The sequence below is a fragment of the Bacillus marasmi genome (assembly GCF_902168435.1).
Classification (GTDB): Bacteria; Bacillota; Bacilli; order Bacillales; family Cytobacillaceae; genus Bacillus_BU; species Bacillus_BU marasmi.
Genome location: NZ_LR656166.1, coordinates 300,393 through 319,367 on the forward strand (window position 1 = coordinate 300,393; position 18,975 = coordinate 319,367).

Here is an 18,975-nt window from a genome sequence, read left to right on the forward strand (position 1 = left end):
CACTACCTTACAGGGAGTGTCTTTTGTTGTTTGTATCCATCACAATAGGGAGCAATCTACTGACGTAGTTCGTATAAACAAAAACAGGAAAGAATCGTCTGTGAGGTTTTTAACTAAATGATTTTTTGTCACGAAGTGTTCAAATGTTATCGACCTATTTATGAACAGGTGCACAAGGAACTCCAAATTCCAGATGATTGAATCTATAATAACGAAGTAAACAAGTTGGTTATATTGCAATCACTTGTGTTACAAGATCAAATTCATTCTAAAAATGAGAAATGCTTATTTATTTTAGAAGAATTAGAAAATGTAAAAATCAGCAATGGGGGAACGTATAAAATGAGTATGTTTTGTTATCAATGTCAAGAAACATCAAAAGGTACAGGCTGTACAATCGTTGGAGTATGTGGGAAAAAAGACGATTTAGCTAATATGCAAGATTTATTAATCTATACGCTTAAGGGCGTAGCGATTGTGAACAATATGGCTCGTGAAATCGGGATAAATCAAAATAAAACTGATCGCTATATCGTAAATAGCCTTTTCATGACGATTACAAATGCCAACTGGGATAAAAATGAATTCTTCAAAACAGTAAGTGAAGGATTAAAACTCCGTGAGGAAATTATAGCGGCTATCGTTGCAGCTGGTCACACTGTAAACAACGATAGCGATTTTGTCACTTGGTCAGCAGAAACAAATGAACAACTAGAAATCAAATCTGCTTCACAAGAAGTTAGCATTCTAGCGACAAGAGATGAAGATATTCGTTCATTAAGAGAGTTAGTGACTTACGGTCTGAAAGGAATGGCTGCTTACCTAAAGCATGCTGAAGCCCTTGCTTATGAAAACGAAGAGCTAAATGCGTTCATGCAAAAAGCACTTTCACTGATCACTGATGATTCTTTAGGCTTAGAGCAATTGATTGAGCTATCCATGGAATGTGGTAAGTACGGCGTTCATGCGATGGAGCTTTTAGATACTGCCAATACTTCAACTTATGGTCACCCTGAAATGACGAAAGTAAACATTGGTGTACGTCAAAATCCTGGTATTTTAATCAGCGGACATGACCTAAAAGATATGGAACAATTATTAAAACAAACAGAAGGCACAGGCGTAGATGTGTATACACATAGTGAAATGCTACCAGCAAACTACTATCCTGCTTTCAAAAAGTATGACCACTTTGTCGGTAACTATGGAAACGCATGGTGGGAACAAACTCGTGAATTCGAGAGCTTCAACGGTCCAATTTTAATGACAACAAACTGTATCGTACCACCGAAGGATTCTTATAAAGGAAGAATGTACACAACTGGAGCAACGGCTGTTGAAGGTGTAACATATATTCCTAAAAATGAAGATGGTACAAAAGACTTCTCTGTAATGATCGAGCATGCCAAGAAATGCCAGCCACCAGTAGAAATTGAAAAAGGTGAAATTATTGGCGGCTTTGCCCATAATCAAGTGGCTCAAGTAGCGGATCAAGTGGTAGAAGCTGTGAAAAACGGTGATATCAAACGCTTCTTCGTTATGGCAGGCTGTGATGGACGCCATAAGAGCAGAACTTATTATAGTGATTTTGCTGAAGAGCTTCCAAAAGATACAATTATCTTAACAGCTGGTTGTGCAAAATATCGTTACAACAAGCTAGAGTTAGGCGATATCAACGGAATTCCTCGTGTTCTTGATGCCGGTCAATGTAACGACTCTTACTCACTTGTTATGACTGCATTGAAGTTGAAGGACGCATTTGGATTAGAAAGTGTCAACGAATTACCTTTATCTTACAATATCGCATGGTATGAGCAAAAAGCGGTAATCGTATTCTTATCTTTACTGTACCTAGGTGTGAAAAATATTCACGTGGGTCCAACATTACCAGCATTCTTATCTCCAAACGTAACAAACTATTTAGTTGAAAACTTTGGTGTAGGCGGGATTTCTACAACTACAGAAGACGTGGAAATGTTCATGAATGGTGCATTAGTTTAATAGCAAATGGAGACAGGTACCATCCACAAAATAGGGATGGTGCCTGTCTCCTTTTTTATGGATTGGGGTTTAAGGAAATTTCTAAAAATCCGATGCTATTCTTCTCATTTTAATGGAAATATTTTCATGGTAAGCCAATCTTTATGACAAAAAAATGAAAGATTTCAACTTTTAGATGTTTTATACAGTATGTTTATTTAATATTTAACTATACTGTTTTTAGGCATTGAGGAGTTGAATTCCATTGAGTAAAAAAAGTAAATATAATGTTGATAAAAAAGGCTTTTTAATACCAATCACCATTTTCTCCTTAATCTTTATTATTATTTGTTATTTAACAATTAATAACATAAATAGAGTTTATTATCAGCATTTAGAAGAGATGTCAAAAGATTTAGCAAGCAGCTACTCGCTTAGTATTTCAAAGTCAGCTGAGGCCACAGTCATAGTAAATAATTTGCTTCAAGATAAGCTGCTTGTAGCGAGTAGAACAATTGGCTTATATCCTGAAAGCTATAGTAACCAATTATTTGAAGAGCTTGCTGCAACACTAGAGGTTGATGAAATCAATTTTTTCAATTCTCAAGGCGAAATCATTTTTTCTAATTTAAAAGATTTCCGTGGCTGGAAAACCCATGAGGGTCAACCTTCCTATGATTTCTTGAAAAGCAATGAATTAAAACAAGTGGAGGAAATACGACCTAGCGCTGAAAGTGGTATCCAATATAAATATGGTTATTTTCGCGTTTCTGAAAGTGGTTTTATTCAAATTGGTGTTCGAGCAGACAAAATTTTTCAGTTTCTTGATCGATTTGAAATGAATCAATTACTCTATGAAATGCAAGTAGGCGGCATTGTTAATCAGATCTATTTTATTGATAATCAAAATAAAGTAATTGGCAGTACGGTTAACAAACTTATTGGTAGCAAGGTGACAAATAATGAAGTAATAAAGGCTATAAATAAGAATAAAGAATTCGGGCACAAAATTAAACAAAATGGGGAAGAGATGTACGAAGTTTTTGTTCCAATCTATTCTAATGAAAAAAAGATAGGCACTTTAGCTATGATTAAGACATTAAATGAGGCTAAAGTAATTATGTGGCAAATCTATGTTACAGGAATTTCGATCGTAATCACTATATTCACCTTGATATTTTTCATCATTATTTCGACTAATAAAAAAAATAATCGGCTTGTGAAATTGGCCTATTTCGATAAACTAACAAATTTGCCAAATGAACAATATTTAAAAAGTTATCTAAAAGAAGCGACAATAAAAAAGGGAAAAAACAATGCCGTTCTGCTCGTGAATTTTATTAATTTTCATCTTATTAACGAAGCTTATGGTTATGAAAATGGAGATGATTTACTAAAAGAAGTAAGTCGAAAGTTTAAAGAGTTAGAAGATGGCAACATGAAGGTTTTTCGATTTTCCTCCGAAGGGTTTGTGTTTTATGTGGAAAATTATGATAGTCGTGAAAGCTTGGTGTTAATCGCGAACATCATTAGCCATTTATTTGATACCCCTTTAAGAATTCATGACGCCGAACTTAATATAAAAGTAAAAATTGGAATAAGTGAATTTCAAATTGAATTAACAAAAATTGATCAAGTTCTCAAGGAAGCTTTGATTTCGATGAAGCATATAAGAAATAATGATGCCATCAACTATGCATTTTTTGATGAAGTAATGGAGAGTAAAATCCAAAGGGAACGACTCATTGATAAAGAGCTTAGAAAATCGATTGCTGAAGAAAATACTGAGAATATTTATTTAGAATTCCAACCTCAGATTGATTTACGTAAGGATAAAGTTATTTGTTTTGAAGCCTTAGCAAGAATGAAGACCGAAAGCAATGGATTCGTATCGCCAGTTGAGTTCATTGATGTTGCAGAAAAGAATCAACTAATTGTTCCCCTCGGTAAATTGATATTACAAAAGGCTTGTAGTTTTCTCAGGAGATTAAGTGATGAAGGTTACGAAGATATTAAAGTTGCTGTTAATATCTCAGGAATTCAAATTCTCCGTGATGATTTTTTAAGTACGGTTATGGATATCATTCACGAAACAGGTGTTAATGGCTCCAATCTTGAATTAGAAATCACTGAATCAGTACTTATGGGGAATTATCAGATTGTAACCGAAAAACTACAAATATTAAAAGAACACAATATAGCTATTGCGCTAGATGATTTTGGAACTGGATACTCGTCTTTTGCTAGAATAAGGGAGCTTCCCATTGATACATTAAAAATAGACCGATATTTCATCACAAAAATAACTAGTACAGATGACAAATTTCTGTTAATAGATGATATTATCTCTATGGCCCATAAGCTTGGACTAACAATTGTTGCCGAAGGTGTAGAGCTTCAGGTACAAAAGGATTATCTGTTAAAAAATAACTGCGATATTATCCAAGGGTATTTATTCAGCAAACCGATATCAGAAGTTCGGTCTATTGAATTGTTACGAGAGGAAAACCGGAGAAGTATCTGTCTTTAAAAAGCAAAAGGTGACCGCACTATCAAAGGAATGGATGGTGCCGGTCACCCTTTTTTACTCGTTAAGGATTTTTTTTCATTTACAGTAGAAAGCATAAGTAAGTTCGGTTGCTTTAATTCTCTTGGGAATCTACCCAATCCTTTACTTCATATATTCCAACGATTTCCTTCTTCGCTTTTTCAATGACATCAACATTTTCGCCATCCCCCTTATAAAAGATAAAATGGGAGGGCGTTTCTGCGAGCACCCTATATCTATCAACGTTCCCGTTTTGTGATTCAACTATGTATATTTTTCCAGAAACGAATTCTTGTGTTTGAGCTAAATTTTTCATTATCAAACCAACCTCCTGATCTGTACTTAATCCTATTTTAGTAGAAAACATCTGTTAAAGCAGTTTCAAAAATGTGAATAATCGGGTATATCATTTCAGAGGGGAGTTTGAATTAGAAGGTGATCGTTAGCGGACTTCCAAGCCTTTATTTGTGACAAAAACCGTATATTTGAGCTGGGAGCGGACACAGAATACGCTATTGGCCCAAACAACCGTCTGAGTAGCAAGATTTGGGCGAAATAAGGAATCTGCTGTCCGCAAAACTTTGAAATGATGGTATTTTTCCGCAAATAATGTCTTCTGTGTCCGCTTTAATTAATACCAAATCGCTTCAAGGGTATACCTAGGATAGAGTAAAGCAAATATACAGCCATTTTTATTTGTTCACAATCTGATTGTACGTATTTACTGTCATCACATAATAAACAACATAAATGAACACAAACGCTGCCATAGCTGTAAACATCGGAACAAACATATTGGCTCCGATTAGGTTTGACATAAAGTTACTAACAAAGTGGAGGATTGCACTTCCGTGTAATATACCAACAATTAATGGTAATCCGAATACGAAGAGCATCTGTTTGCTGATCGTTTTGCGAATTTGCTTTTTGCCGACACCAATTTTTCTTAATATTTCATAGTTTGGCTTCACTTCGTTTGCTTCTGTTAATTGTTTAAAATAAAGAATGCTTCCCGTCGCTGTCAAAAATACCAGTCCTAAAAACCCGAGTATAAATAGATTCAGTGCATTTCCTTCTTTTCCTTCCTTATATTCTACATAAAAGGAAGCAGAAGCCTGGAAGTCATCACGAGTGAGTTCGTCGATTTTCAATCCAGTTTCTTCAGTCCTTTTTTCATCCTCTACTTCATACAACTTATAAGTTAATGGAGCAACTTGCTCGGAAACTTCTTGGAAAACATCATCACTAACGACGACAAAGAAGTCCGGATAATCGAATGGAAGCAAACTGCCTTCCACCATTTCTGTAAAGATAAGTTCTTGATTTTGTAACGCTAACTTTTGAGCTTTAAAGGTACTATCGGTAAATTCTGTTGCTCTCGGTTTGATCACCGCAGCCTCGTTACCTGAAAGTGACAACTTTATTTTTCTATCCAAAGCCAAAGAAGCCTCATTAAAAGAACTTATAGGTATTAATTTTATAGGATCAGTTAGATAATCGAATTCAAATGAGAGTTTCCCTTTCACTTCAATAACCGAGAGATCAAGTTGCGCCAATACAGGATGGCTTTTATCGTTCAAAATCATATTTTCTATCTGACCATCAAAAGCCTCATCCCTTGATAAATGAGAATAACTAAATGCTGCATCCTCAATTGCTTGCTTTTCATTGCCATAATATCCACCGTATGTTGCTCCGAACAAGCTAATAGTAAAAGCGCTGGATAAGGCAATCATCGTAAACGTCCGAGCATTACCTTTAATTCGATGAAGATGTTGTGCCGTTTCAATTAAGTTTGTGCCTCGGTAATAACGCGCTTTATTTCTTTGCGCTAGCTTTAATAAAAATACAGTGACAGAGCGGAAAAAGAGTTGAGAACCAATGATAAGTAAAACTAATGCGATCCCATAATTCAATTGGATATATTCAATTGTTAATTCATCCGGAAATGGTCTTAGGATTAGCAGGTAACTTGCTATAAGAAAAATAAGTCCGATTGCAATGGATAGAGGGGAAACCTTAGGAACTTCTTCGCCTTTTTTCTCGGCATTAAATAATTCGATTAATTTAAAACGATACACTAAACGATAACCTTGAACAGATGTAAATAGGATAATTACCATAAATACAAGCGCTGTTTGGATTATTGCTTTTAAAGAAAAGCCAAAGCCTATTTCGACGGTTGAGCCCATTAAATGGATTAATATATATGAAAATAAACTTGAAATAATCGTACCAAGACCAATTCCGATCACTAGAGCGATGATACCCATGATGAGATTTTCATAAAACAACATTTTCCCGATGGTTTTCTTTCGCAAGCCTAGCATCGAATAAAGCCCAACTTCTCTTTTCCTCTGCCTGGTGAAAAATGTATTTGAATATAAAATAAACACAGCAACAAAGATAATTAATACGACGGATGCCGCTAGAAACATAAAATTCATCGTATCCGATAGCAAAATGCTACTTTGGATATCATCACTATATTGTAAAGAAACAAATGTATAGTAAATGACCATACAAAAAACCAATGAACTAAAATAGACGAGATAATTGCTGAAATTCCCTTTAATGTTTTTCCACGCCAAACTATATAACGTCACTTACGCCACCTCCAAGTGTAGCTAGTACATCTAAAACTCTATTGAAAAATTGCTTACGGGAACTTTCGCCCTTAATAAGTTCAGTAAACAATTTCCCGTCTTTTATAAAAATCACCCTCTGACAATAACTCGCGGCAAAGGCATCGTGTGTAACCATTAAGATCGTAGCTTGGTCATGTTCACTTAAACCCTTTAAACCTTCCAATAAATCAGTTGCCGATTTGGAATCTAGTGCACCAGTAGGTTCGTCGGCTAGGATTAAACTTGGCTTTGCCACAATCGCCCGTGCAGCAGCCGTTCGCTGTTTTTGTCCTCCAGAGATTTGATAGGGGTACTTTTCTAATATTTCAACAATCCCAAACTTAACCGCAACTTCATTCACTCTTTTTTCAAGCTCCTGAACATTCATTTTTGCCAGTGCTAGTGGGAGTAGGATATTTTCTTTTACCGTTAAAGTATTTAATAAATTATAATCTTGAAAAATGAATCCAAGCTTATCTCGGCGAAAAGCGGATAATTTCTCTTCATTCATCTTTACAATGCTTGTTCCATCAATCTTTACGTCTCCTCCAGTAGGTTCATCAATCGTCGCTAAAATGTTGAGCAATGTTGATTTTCCAGCACCAGAAGGGCCCATAATTCCAACGAATTCACCTTGCCTGACAGTTAAGTTAAATTCATCGATTGCCGTAAATACATTTTCTTTTGTTCCATATGTTTTTTTGACTTGTTTTGCTTCTATAATAGTTTTCATATATTTGCCCTCCATAAATTACGCCTTTGAAATCACGAACGAATTATTTCTATTATTAATATTTTCAAATTGAGTGGTCACTTAGTCTCGGCATCCGAAACCGTATATTAAGCATACGAATTTTATTGGATATTAAAAACCGCCTCAAGCCTTTATAAAATTTAAGACCATAGACCTAGTCCATAGTAATCCGAGTTAATAAAGTGTAAACATGTGGGTGATTTTTTCGCAAAGAAGGCAATATTAATGGAAGAATTGCGGAAAATAAAATGGAATCATGGGGGAGGATGGTGTACCAAATGAGAAAATTTGTGCTAGAGGACAGGGAGTTTAAGTACCATGGTCCAAGAAGTGTAATCGAAAAACTTCGCTCAATGCAAGGGCAGGACATGTCCTATGAGGAGTTTTTCAAGATCTTAAAAAGACGATTAAGAATGTGGACGGGGAAGGAAGAAGTCGCGTTCTATAACGAAGACCAGGTAGTAGACCTGTTACAGGAATTAAACGAGGTGACCATTTTCGATTAACATCGGGAATGGTATTTTTTTGATTGAAAAACCTTGATTAAAAGAACTCCTATCGACAATACAGGTATTTATGATTTACATGTTGAATACATATAATGGGAATTTTCCCAAGAAACCTTTATTGCAATAAAAATAATGATGACCAAGCTTTTGTACTAGTTTGATTTTAATCATATAAAAAGGACCGTGAAAAACATGACTAGTTTCATAAATGTGGAAGGTTTGTATAAATCATTTGGTGAACAAAACGTACTAAAAAATGTGAACTTTAAGGTGGAAAAAGGAGAAATAGTCGGGTTACTTGGTCCCAATGGCTCTGGGAAAACGACCTTTATCCGGATCTTGAATGGTGTAATCAAACCAGAAAAAGGAACGATTTTATTAAACGGAATGGATCCTGCCACAGAGGGTGATACCATTAGAAAAATATCCGGAATTGTGACGGAGAGTGCGGGACTTTATCATCAGATGAGCGGCAAAGAGAATCTAGAATTATTCGCTGATTTATATGGGGTAAAGGATAAAAAGAGATTGACTGAGCTACTTGACCTGTTTGATTTGACTGAACATCAGGATAAACCAGTAGGTAAGTATAGTACCGGAATGAAAAAGCGGTTAGCTCTGGCTAAAGCGCTGTTACACAAGCCGGACATTCTTTTTTTAGATGAACCGACAAATGGCTTAGACCCCGATGGGATTCAAATGGTCTTATCCTATTTGAAAAAATACAATCAGGAAACAGGGACGACGATGATTATTTGTTCTCATGTCCTGCATCAATTGGAGACAATCTGCGATACTTTTGCGTTTATCGAAAATGGGACAATAGCTGAACAAGGAACACTAACAGAATTAGAGGAAAAATATGTTCAAAACGTCGTCGTAAAAGTGAATACGACATTCAAGCCGCAAGATAACCATTTCTCCGGGTTTCCTTGCAAATTGGAAGAAGAATCCATGGTCGTTTTCGAGCTGCCTAGTAAAAAAGACATCCCAAGTTTGCTTAATAACCTGCTGAAAACAGATCCTGTTTATTCAGTTACGATTATGAATAATGACCTACAATCGATTTATTTTAAGGTAAGGGGGATGTAAATCATGGGCACTTATATAAGCAAAGCCTTAATAAAAAAAGATATTAAAGATATTTTTAGAAGTAAAACATTGCTGGTAACGATGATTATCATCCCGATTATCTTTTCTGTGATTTTCCCTTCCATTTTAGTGGGAGGAGCTGTATTTTTCGATGCCGAAAAAATCGCCGGAAATGATGTACAGAAACTAATCGATGCTTTTCTAAAAAGTACAACAGGTGATCAGTTTTCTTCCTATTCAATGGAACAACAAATAATTTATATGTTCATCAATTTTATGCTGCCAAACTTATTTTTGCTCGTTCCGATCATTACAGCGATGTCAGTGGCCGCGAACAGCTTTGTTGGTGAAAAGGAAAACCGCACACTCGAAAGCTTATTATTTTCACCGATTTCGATTAAAACGCTATTCCTGAGCAAAACAATCGCAGCTTTCATCCCGCCATTTTTTGTGTCTATCATCAGTTTTGTGCTAATTGGAATCATCATCAATTCTTTGGGCTATAACTTGTTTGGCGAACTCATCTTCCCATCAGGTAACTGGGTTGCGTTAATCGTCTGTCTTTCGCCAATGGTAATCTTGCTGACAGTGCTGCTCAATGTCCTTATTTCATCAAGGGTAAAGACGTATCAAGAAGCCCAGAACTTCGGTGGCATCATCCTTTTACCAGTCATCGCCCTACTGATTGGCCAGGTTAGTGGACTATTTTTACTAGGAGTTCAGCTCATCATCCTCATTTCCGTAGCATTACTAATCATAAACTTTGTCTTATGGATATTCATTTCAAAAAATAATGATAGATACGTGTTGTTCGAAAAGCAAATCCATTAAGAATCTGAAAGAGATATCACTCCCAAAAAAATAAAACCTTCTAAACAAAAACTTCTTTGTTTAAGGGTTTTATTTTTTTGTGCTGCATCACATTATCAATATCAATTGATTCTGGAACAATTAATTGACAAAATCGAAAACATACCTCATCAAACCTCTAAACATCCAAAACAGCATTCTGAAAGGCAAAAATAATAATTCTGGCACCCAAATAAGTACATCCAAAAGGAAATCTACGACCGTATACTTATTACTATCTTTGTTGCTCTTTCTTGACGCTGCTTTCTTCTTTCTCCACCATTCCTTCATTGTGCTCAATCCTTTTTATCATTTTATATTGTATATTCTGCTTATTTAAAAATATTTACGTTTAGGATTACATTAAGTTTCGTTTTTATCAACAAGATCTGTTGAAGTTCAGTGTTGATTTTCGTGTAGATATAATGATAGGGGGAGAATTTCCGCTTAATATAGTTAGGTGAGGCAAAATGAGCAGATATAAGAGGAGAAAATCCGCTTAACTACTCCAAAATAGGCAAAATCCAAAGATTTTTATGAAATAAGCGGAAAAACTCCTGTTATTTTTAGGGAAATATAGGTATTTCCCGTTTTAAGGGGAATTTCTCCACTTATTACTCATACACAAGGAAATCAACTATTGGGTTTAACAGCGCCCATCAATCTACAGAATGGTAACAATTAAAAATTTCTGTCGAGTAGTATCGAGTATATGTATAACAATTCTTAGTTTTCTATAAAGGACACAAAAAAGGTGTTCTTTTTGCTACAATCCTATGAAATAAATAACAAAAACACTAAGGATTTTAATAAAATCAAATTAAGTTAAAATCTATAAATATGCACCGGAAAAGATATCAGGAGGTAGAATCGATATGTATGAAAACAAAACGATTGATGAACTTTTGGATATGGAACAGGAGCTACTTGATGCCGAGGAAGATGAGAATAATGGTATCGTTTATATGCGTATCTCTATTTATAAAGCACTCCTATCCAAAATATCAGCCGACAAGACTAGTGAATATATCACCAGTTTAGAAAAAATCAAAACAAAATTAATCTCCTATCTTATTCAACACGGTACATACTTAAAGACTGTATATCAAAAGGACGACCATGCTGCAGAGTCTACCTTAAAGGATGCACTTAAGTATGAACGACATCTGCCAATTGTCCATTATCGTCTTGGGTTCCTAAACTATAAAAAAAGGAAATTCACTACAGCTCTAATCCATTTTGAAAATGCGCTCAAAATTCAGACGCGCGATAATAACAAGCAATACCACTTAAATCAACAGCAGTTGTACTATTGTCATTTGTATTTAGCCAACTGTGGTTTGTTCATTGCCCAAAATGCACAAAGATCACTTGATGAATTGGAATTGAATGTAAAGCCTAATGTCATTCAGAAATATGAAACATCTTCTTTATTTCATTTAATAAAACATAATGAAGCTCTTATCGAAAAACATGGATATCAAATCATCACAAATGAAGGTAGCAGATACTGCAGTTTGGAAGAATGTGAAGCTGCTTTCGAACGAAATAATACGATGATACTTGATTTAACAAAAAGAGAGAATATCATTTCATATAATCAAAAAGACAAGCCATTATCAAAAAATCAAGTTGAATTGCTTCGCTTTCTTTTGTTGAAAAGCAATCTAGATACCCCAATTACTAAACATGATGTGTACGATTTGTTTAATAACGCCGATGAGAATGGTGAAATACCAACAAATACATATATACAAAACATTACCAGATTAAACCAACGGCTCTCAAATGCAGGGATTCCGATAAAAGTCATTGAAAACAAACCGGATCATCAAGAAACGGCGTATTATTACAATCAACTGATTCCGTTTATCATCATCCATCGCAGTGATGACAACTTCATCCTTGGCTAATGACAGGTCTGTCATCGACCTGATGAGATAATAAACTCATCAAAGCGAGGGAGATGATTGTATGAAAAACTGGAATCAATTATTAGTACGTCATGGGTGGAAGGTAGCAAAGCAGGAAGGAAATGTATTTGATTGCAGAAAAGAAACGGAAGAAAATCTTGATTTCCTATTTCAATGTCTTGAGAATGCAAATATTCCTTATCAATTTCAAGACGGCCTGCTTGAATTACCAATAGATGTGATTCAAGAAGACGCATGGATCCAAGCCGTTCAATACAGATATCGTGGCGTAGGTGGAGACCTATGGTTCCGTCCAGGTATCGATGAACCAAAGATTCGCGAGCTGGACACCTATATTGCTGGCATCGTTCGTCAATTAAACCGCCTAGGATATTATACGAACGGCTCATGCGACGGTCATGGAAAAAGAAACCCGTATGTGATGATCATCAAGGAAAGCAATGTTCATCAGCTTGTAGAACTACTACATGCCCTAGGAATCAAAATCCAACCTAATCACAAATCGCCAACTTACCATCAGATTGCCTTCAGATTAACACCCTCTGAACTACTGGATCTTGCTGAGAAACTTAGCTTAGTAGATCCAGAATGGTTAGCTAAAGGAATTGATTTTATTAAAAAACAGCTTTTTCACAACATGCTGGAGGAATTACTCATGATTCCCGGTGCGAGCGGGGATGAAGCTCAAGTACGTAATTACGTTTTAGAAAAATTAACACCGCATGTCGACCACTTAACTGTTGACCGATACGGAAATATTTTAGCAGAAAAAACGTACCGCGGTGGGCAAGGACCTACCATTCTATTAAATGCACATCTTGATACAGTCTTCGAAATTGATCATGACCGAAAAATATTGAAGGAAGGAAACAGCTGGACCAGCAGCAAGGGGATACTGGGAGCTGATGACCGAGCGGGTGTTGCAGTAATCCTTCACCAAGCGGAACAAGTAAACGATACATCCTTTAGCGGGAAAATCAAATTCATTTTCACTGTCGAAGAAGAATGTGGTTTAGTAGGTGCGAGCCAAGTAGATGACTATTTCCTATGGAACATAGATGCAGCCATAGTCGTCGACCGCCGTGGCAACGGAGACATCGTCACCTCATGTGGAGGCTACATCCAGTTTTGCGATACACGATATGGTGAATTTTTCGAAAAAATAGCAGTTGCAGCAGGCTTAAGTGGTTGGGCTGTTACCAAAGGAGGAAGCAGCGACACCGCCATCTGGGCTCAACACGGCATCCAAAGCGTTAATTTATCAGCAGGCTACAAAAACGAACATAGTGAGAGAGAATCACTAAACGTGGACGATTCTTACAGAACTGCCGAACTCGTCAAAGCAGTGATGAATAATGGGAGAGAATTACAAAGAACATTACGTACAATTGAAAGGGAAAAATATGCAGCGACTTTAATGAAAAGAGCGTTGTAATAACCTTTAAAACCTTTGATTTTTGTCTACTGAAATTCTTGTGAATTCTTGCAAATTCTTTGGAACGTAAATATCCAGGATTGATTGACAAAACAGGCGATTCTCCCGTATCTTTATGAAGGCATATAACTAAGGAGGAGTAAGACACCATTGAACACGCATAATCATACCTCAGTAAAAATCGTTACTGCTGATCCATCTGCCCTTGGGCTGTTTGGTTTAGCCATGGTTACACTCGTAGCATCATCACAAAAATTAGGACTGACAGAAGGCACTGCTTTAATCCTACCATGGGCTTTCTTTTTAGGTGGCCTTGCACAACTAATCGCAAGTTTCCTAGATGCAAAAAAGAATAATATTTTTGGAACAACGGCATTTGGAGCATTCGGATTATTTTGGTTTGGAGTCGGAACAACATGGTTGATTCAACTAGGTGCTTTCGGTGAAAATCTCCTTGCTAACGGGGATACGAAACAGCTAGGTGTTGCATTCGTCGGCTATCTAATCTTTAGCATATTTATGACAGTAGGTGCAATGGAAACCCATAAAGTACTGTTTTCTATTTTTGTCCTAATCGATTTCTTATTTGTCGGATTGTCCCTAAGCTCATTTGGCATAATGTATGAGTTTTCTCATATGCTTGCAGCCATATCTGAATTGCTCATCGCTTTACTATCATTCTATGGTTCTGCAGCAGCAATCTTAAATCCACATTTTGGCCAAGTTGTTTTACCAGTAGGTAAACCATTTGGGATATTTACAAAACAAAATGTTAATGAACAGAGAACTGAAAGACAGCTTAAGGTTGGGTAAAACAAATACTGCATAATACAGAAGGATAGAACGTTTCATTCTTTCATATATAGTAGTTTAGAGCATCTCTTTTGGGGTGCTCTTTTTTTAGTCTCCTGAAGTATTTAATATCGTAAACAACAAACACACCACCCCCTAACTACCCTCGACACATGTTGAATGCGTGTCGCAGATAGTTTTGAGAGAAAATTAATTCGGTAATATTGAAAACCTATAAATTATTTTAGGAATTCCGCTTTTATCTACCTCAATTCGCTCGACGAACTGATGGAGCAGTTCCTCTGTTACGTCATCAAATGGTAAAAAACGGTTAATCGAATTCCGAAGGTTTTCAATACGTACTAAAAATTCATCATGTCGGAGTGAGGCTTCAAGCCCACTCCTTTTTATATTCAATTCATTTATCCGTCCCTGATTTTCATCAGCAACTTCCCGGTATTCTTCATGGGTGATTTGTTTTTCTGCAAGCATCTCAAGGAAACGTTTCTTTTTTGCTTTAGAAGCTTTAATCTCATTTTCAATGTTGATTAAAATTTGAGTAACTTGCTTTTGCTTCTTTTGAGCATCTATGGCTAGGTTATTTAGGTATTCCTTATCATTAATAACTTGAGCCATTTTTTTAATATCAGAAAGGATTGTTTCTTTTAAATCCTTTTCTTTTATCGTTCTTTGAGTGCAAGCGATTTTCCCATGACGAGCGTAACTCCCGCAAATATAACCAATTCGATTCTGCCGGTACCACATGCCTGTTCCACAATCAGAACAATATAAGACATTCGTAAAAAGATGTTTTTTTACTTTTGGATGATTTTTTTTGCGGCTTTTCATTAGCTCTTGAACGGCATCAAACATTTCATGTGAAATAATTGCAGGGTGAGTGTTCTTTACAACAATTTGGTTTTCTTCAGGAACACTGTGTCTGGACTGGGAGGTAACACTTCTAGTAGTCTCCCTTCCTTGAACTAAATCACCTGTATAATGTGGATTACTTAGTATGGTTTTAATAGTGGAACCATGCCAAAAACGACCTGCATTGCTCTTCTCTGCTACCTGAGAGGGTGTTGGGTATCCCTTTTTGGAAAGAGAACGAGCAATAGAATCGAAACCCTTTCCATTCAAATATAATTCGAAAATGCTCTTAACCACTTCAGGTGTATTATCATCTGCAAAGATAAGTTTCTTATCAAATACTTTATATCCATAGGGAGCATTTGAACCGTGAAAATCTCCTCTTTTGGCATTGGTATTTAGAGCAGCCTTGATACGCTCAGAAGTACGCTGTGATTCTTGTTCATATACCCATGCATATAAGCCGAACATATGAATATTGCCCTCAAGTGAATTAATCGCATTATCAAAGGTGATGATGTGGATATTATGCTTTTCAGCAATATCCTTTATTTCGTATGAAAGCTTCCCATTCCTTGCTAGTCGCGATAGTTCCTTTGAAAGGATGACATCAAACTTATGTTGCTTTGCGTCCTCAATCAATTGCCGCAAGTTTTCCCGCTTTTTATCTTTTGTTCCTGATTCCACATTAATATAAAAACGAAACAAATCCCATCCTTTCTCCACGATAATGTTGTAAAAGAACCGCTGCTGATTTTCCAATGAGGTTTTCTGTTCTTCCTTATCAGTCGATACACGAATGTATACTGCACATTTCAATCATCTCAACTCCCATTCCATTTGTTGAGATGTAGTAATGTTTACCTGTGAACTAATATTGTCAGTTTTTTAATTATTTAATCTGTAATGAATACTTTTTAGGTTGTTTATAGTTATTTTGATAAAGTCAAACATGGTATAATTAGAAATTGTTGGAATACGGATTGTAAGGCATTATCAAAATAGGAGGAACATATGAATAGGAAGCAAATGAATAATATATCCTGGAAATTTAAAAGTTGGGCTATTTTTATACTATTTGCGGCAATTATAAATGCAAGTGGACTTTCAAATAATTTGACAAATGAAATAGGATTTTTTAAATATGGTACGCGCTTTCTAGGTATCGAATATTATATATGGTTTTGGGGCTACTTAATTTCATATTTTATAGCTTACATATTACATTTCCTTACATTTTGGTTGGTTAAAAAATCAAATAAAATACAAATACCAAACTCGCAACTCGAAGATAACTTTTATTGGATAGCAATATTTAAGTTTGTGACGGATAAAGAGCAATCCAGTAAGAGTCCATCAAGATTAAAAAACATATTGTTAAGGGTAATTAGTCCGGATTATTCTTTTGCTTCCAATTTTAAGGCAATCTTATGGAGTGAAAAGTTAAATTCTGAATGTCCCATAAAAAAAGGCGAAGGGCATTATAATACAATAAGTAAAAAGTATATCCAATGTGAAGAAGAACGTGGTAAATATAATTGTGAAATTCATCAGCAAAAAAATCGGCGGAAGGACTTCGTAATTTATTCAAACTGGGGTAATGTTGTTATAGCTTGTATTATCTGCATAATTGCTATTTTTAAAGTAGAGGGAGTATTTTATACGTTTCTCGTATTTCATTTACTATCAAGGATAATAGAAGTTGTATTTGCCTTTTACAAAGATGTGGTAGGGGCAAAAATGAATTATTCAAATTTAAGTATAGGTTACAAGTCTTCTAATTTAAAAAGAGGAAATAGGATATCACTCGCCTTACATAGTTATTTTGAATTTATATTATTATTCTGTTGTATTTATTATTTATCTGGTACCTACATAAGTAATTCATTTAATAATGGCTCCATGACTTCATTTATTGATTATTTTTTATATAGCATGTCCGTTTCTGCTTATAACTTTTCTTTGGACTTAGGAACAACCACTTTTGGTAAAGTTATTCATGTCAGTCAAGTGTTCAGTAGTATGACACTTGTTATTCTATCGGTAGCTACCTACATAGGAATGAAGGATGAAATGTCAGAATATGAAATTATTGAATGGCAGGAAGATGATTACATATAAGAGATAAAAATGTAGTAAGTAATATCAGATAAGGGGGGACTGAATTGGTTAATTACCAATGGAAACGTGGTAATTTAGTAGAATATTTTGAAAGGCTAAGTAAAATAAAATCAATTCGAATTGCAACAGCTTACTTTTCTGAGTTTGGTTTAAACTTATTAAAAGATATAGTCAATAAAAATAAATTACCTAAATCAAAGGTCGTTATTTTTTTATCAACTGAGTTTAGTAACACTTCCCCTGTCTTTCTGTTGAAAGAATTAAGTAATATCGCAAATGTCTTTATTGTGGACTCTTTACAATTACATGCCAAGGTTTACCTAGTGGAAAAGGAAGATGGGGATTTCGAACTTATTCACGGTTCTGCTAATTTAACTCAAGGTGGATTTCAAAGAAACTTAGAGTTTATGAGCTATCATGAAGGAGATAAACATAACGTAGATAGGATACTCCTGTTTTTTGATTATTGTAAGAATAATGCTAGTTTAGTAGATAGTATAATTATAGATTATTATAAGGAAATTGAAGCGGAACTATTAAAATTAAATAACTTACAAAAAAATATTAGGAAAAAGCTAAATCGAAGAATTACAAATGGGGATTCATTTGAGAGGGATGAGTATGATTTAACTAAGCATTATTTTACTTATGAAGATTATGAATCTCTATTCCATAGAAATGCTATTTTAAATAATAACGAAATTAAAGAAAGACGAAAGTTAATTCGAGATAAATTGGCAAGCATCCACAAGTTATTAAAAAAACATGTAAATTTATTAGATTTGCATGAACATTGGAAGTTGAATAATTTAACATCCGGAATTGAACCAAATTATTTTAACCATAATCGAGTTTCTTGGATAGGTGTGCGTTATGGGAAAACAGAGCAGGAAGTAAAGCAGTTAAATGCGTTTTTATCTCCTTCAAGAGGAAGTTATACATCATCTGATGAATATATGGGATTTCAAAAACATGGTTGTATCCAATTTTGTTTAGTTAGCAATGGTTTTGAAATAGTTCTTTTTCATTCTGTCGCTAATGATGCTGTGGATAGGGGAACTATGCATGATATTATTAACCAACCTGATAAAGTGAAAATAGAAAGTATTATTAGAGAAATTGCAAAATTAAAGGGAAAAGGATTTACATGGTATATAACCGATGCAAAGAACGATAGAACAATAGCAAGTTTTTCCTTTGACAAGAATGAAGCAGAAGATTTTATTGGTTTTTATAAGAAATATGATAAGGCAGGTTATGAATCTTTCTGTAGCTATTTACTATCACCTAATAGTGATATATTAAAAGACAGAATCACTCTTGCAAAGTTTACACTTAAGAAGATAAGACAGCTTTTGCCATTATATCAATTAATTACTTTTAGAAATAAAGTTACAACTAAGAATTAAAATTGCAGTTACAATCTAATCTAAAAAGGACAAGTAATGTATCTTGTCCTTTTAA

14 protein-coding genes are annotated in these 18,975 nt (G+C 35.1%); 10 read left to right on the forward strand and 4 right to left on the reverse strand.

The window, feature by feature from the left end; genetic code table 11:
- Positions 1-348: 348 nt before the first annotated feature.
- Positions 349-2,001: a hydroxylamine reductase gene (hcp, locus tag FXW34_RS05735; protein ID WP_222705312.1), complete on the forward strand. Its 1,653-nt coding sequence runs from the start codon at positions 349-351 to the stop codon at positions 1,999-2,001.
- A 244-nt stretch (positions 2,002-2,245) separates the two neighbouring features.
- Positions 2,246-4,510: a putative bifunctional diguanylate cyclase/phosphodiesterase gene (locus tag FXW34_RS05740; RefSeq protein WP_147532996.1), complete on the forward strand. Its 2,265-nt coding sequence runs from the start codon at positions 2,246-2,248 to the stop codon at positions 4,508-4,510.
- A 112-nt stretch (positions 4,511-4,622) separates the two neighbouring features.
- On the opposite strand, the gene FXW34_RS05745 is transcribed toward FXW34_RS05740, so the two are convergent.
- The 3 genes from FXW34_RS05745 to FXW34_RS05755 form a co-directional block, all read right to left on the reverse strand.
- Positions 4,623-4,844: a hypothetical protein gene (locus FXW34_RS05745; RefSeq protein ID WP_147532997.1), complete on the reverse strand. Its 222-nt coding sequence runs from the start codon at positions 4,842-4,844 to the stop codon at positions 4,623-4,625.
- 376 nt (positions 4,845-5,220) lie between these two features.
- Positions 5,221-7,134 carry an ABC transporter permease gene (locus FXW34_RS05750; protein ID WP_147532998.1) on the reverse strand — a complete coding sequence of 638 codons (1,914 nt, stop codon included), beginning with the start codon at positions 7,132-7,134 and terminating at the stop codon, positions 5,221-5,223.
- Positions 7,121-7,888 (reverse strand): ABC transporter ATP-binding protein, encoded by a 768-nt coding sequence (locus FXW34_RS05755; RefSeq protein ID WP_147532999.1) that lies wholly within the window; start codon positions 7,886-7,888, stop codon positions 7,121-7,123. Before FXW34_RS05755 ends, FXW34_RS05750 begins: the two co-directional genes overlap by 14 nt.
- 299 nt (positions 7,889-8,187) lie before the next feature.
- Between FXW34_RS05755 and FXW34_RS05760 the strand changes: the two genes are divergently transcribed.
- The 6 genes from FXW34_RS05760 to FXW34_RS05790 all read left to right on the forward strand — a co-directional run bounded on the left by FXW34_RS05760 (position 8,188) and on the right by FXW34_RS05790 (position 14,541).
- Complete coding sequence (locus FXW34_RS05760; RefSeq protein WP_147533000.1) at positions 8,188-8,415, forward strand: hypothetical protein; 228 nt, start codon at positions 8,188-8,190, stop codon at positions 8,413-8,415.
- Positions 8,416-8,610: 195 nt separating this feature from the next.
- A complete protein-coding gene (locus FXW34_RS05765) occupies positions 8,611-9,510 on the forward strand; it encodes an ABC transporter ATP-binding protein (protein WP_147533001.1) in 900 nt (299 codons plus the stop codon).
- Positions 9,511-9,513: 3 nt separating this feature from the next.
- The gene (locus FXW34_RS05770) at positions 9,514-10,341 is read left to right on the forward strand and encodes an ABC transporter permease subunit (protein WP_147533002.1); all 828 of its coding nucleotides are present in this window, start codon (positions 9,514-9,516) and stop codon (positions 10,339-10,341) included.
- Between the two features lie 893 nt (positions 10,342-11,234).
- On the forward strand, positions 11,235-12,272 hold the full coding sequence (locus tag FXW34_RS05780) for a hypothetical protein (RefSeq protein WP_147533004.1): 1,038 nt from the start codon (positions 11,235-11,237) through the stop codon (positions 12,270-12,272).
- Positions 12,273-12,333: 61 nt separating this feature from the next.
- A complete protein-coding gene (locus FXW34_RS05785; protein WP_147533005.1) occupies positions 12,334-13,728 on the forward strand; it encodes a M20/M25/M40 family metallo-hydrolase in 1,395 nt (464 codons plus the stop codon).
- A 150-nt stretch (positions 13,729-13,878) separates the two neighbouring features.
- Positions 13,879-14,541, forward strand: coding sequence for an acetate uptake transporter (locus tag FXW34_RS05790; RefSeq protein ID WP_147533006.1), 663 nt, complete (start codon positions 13,879-13,881; stop codon positions 14,539-14,541).
- A gap of 189 nt (positions 14,542-14,730) precedes the next feature.
- On the opposite strand, the gene FXW34_RS05795 is transcribed toward FXW34_RS05790, so the two are convergent.
- A complete protein-coding gene (locus FXW34_RS05795; RefSeq protein ID WP_147533007.1) occupies positions 14,731-16,209 on the reverse strand; it encodes a recombinase family protein in 1,479 nt (492 codons plus the stop codon).
- 195 nt (positions 16,210-16,404) lie between these two features.
- On the opposite strand from FXW34_RS05795, the gene FXW34_RS05800 reads away from it, so the two are divergent.
- On the forward strand, positions 16,405-17,511 hold the full coding sequence (locus FXW34_RS05800; RefSeq protein WP_147533008.1) for a hypothetical protein: 1,107 nt from the start codon (positions 16,405-16,407) through the stop codon (positions 17,509-17,511).
- Between the two features lie 44 nt (positions 17,512-17,555).
- On the forward strand, positions 17,556-18,920 hold the full coding sequence (locus FXW34_RS05805) for a phospholipase D family protein (protein ID WP_147533009.1): 1,365 nt from the start codon (positions 17,556-17,558) through the stop codon (positions 18,918-18,920).
- Positions 18,921-18,975: the final 55 nt, after the last annotated feature.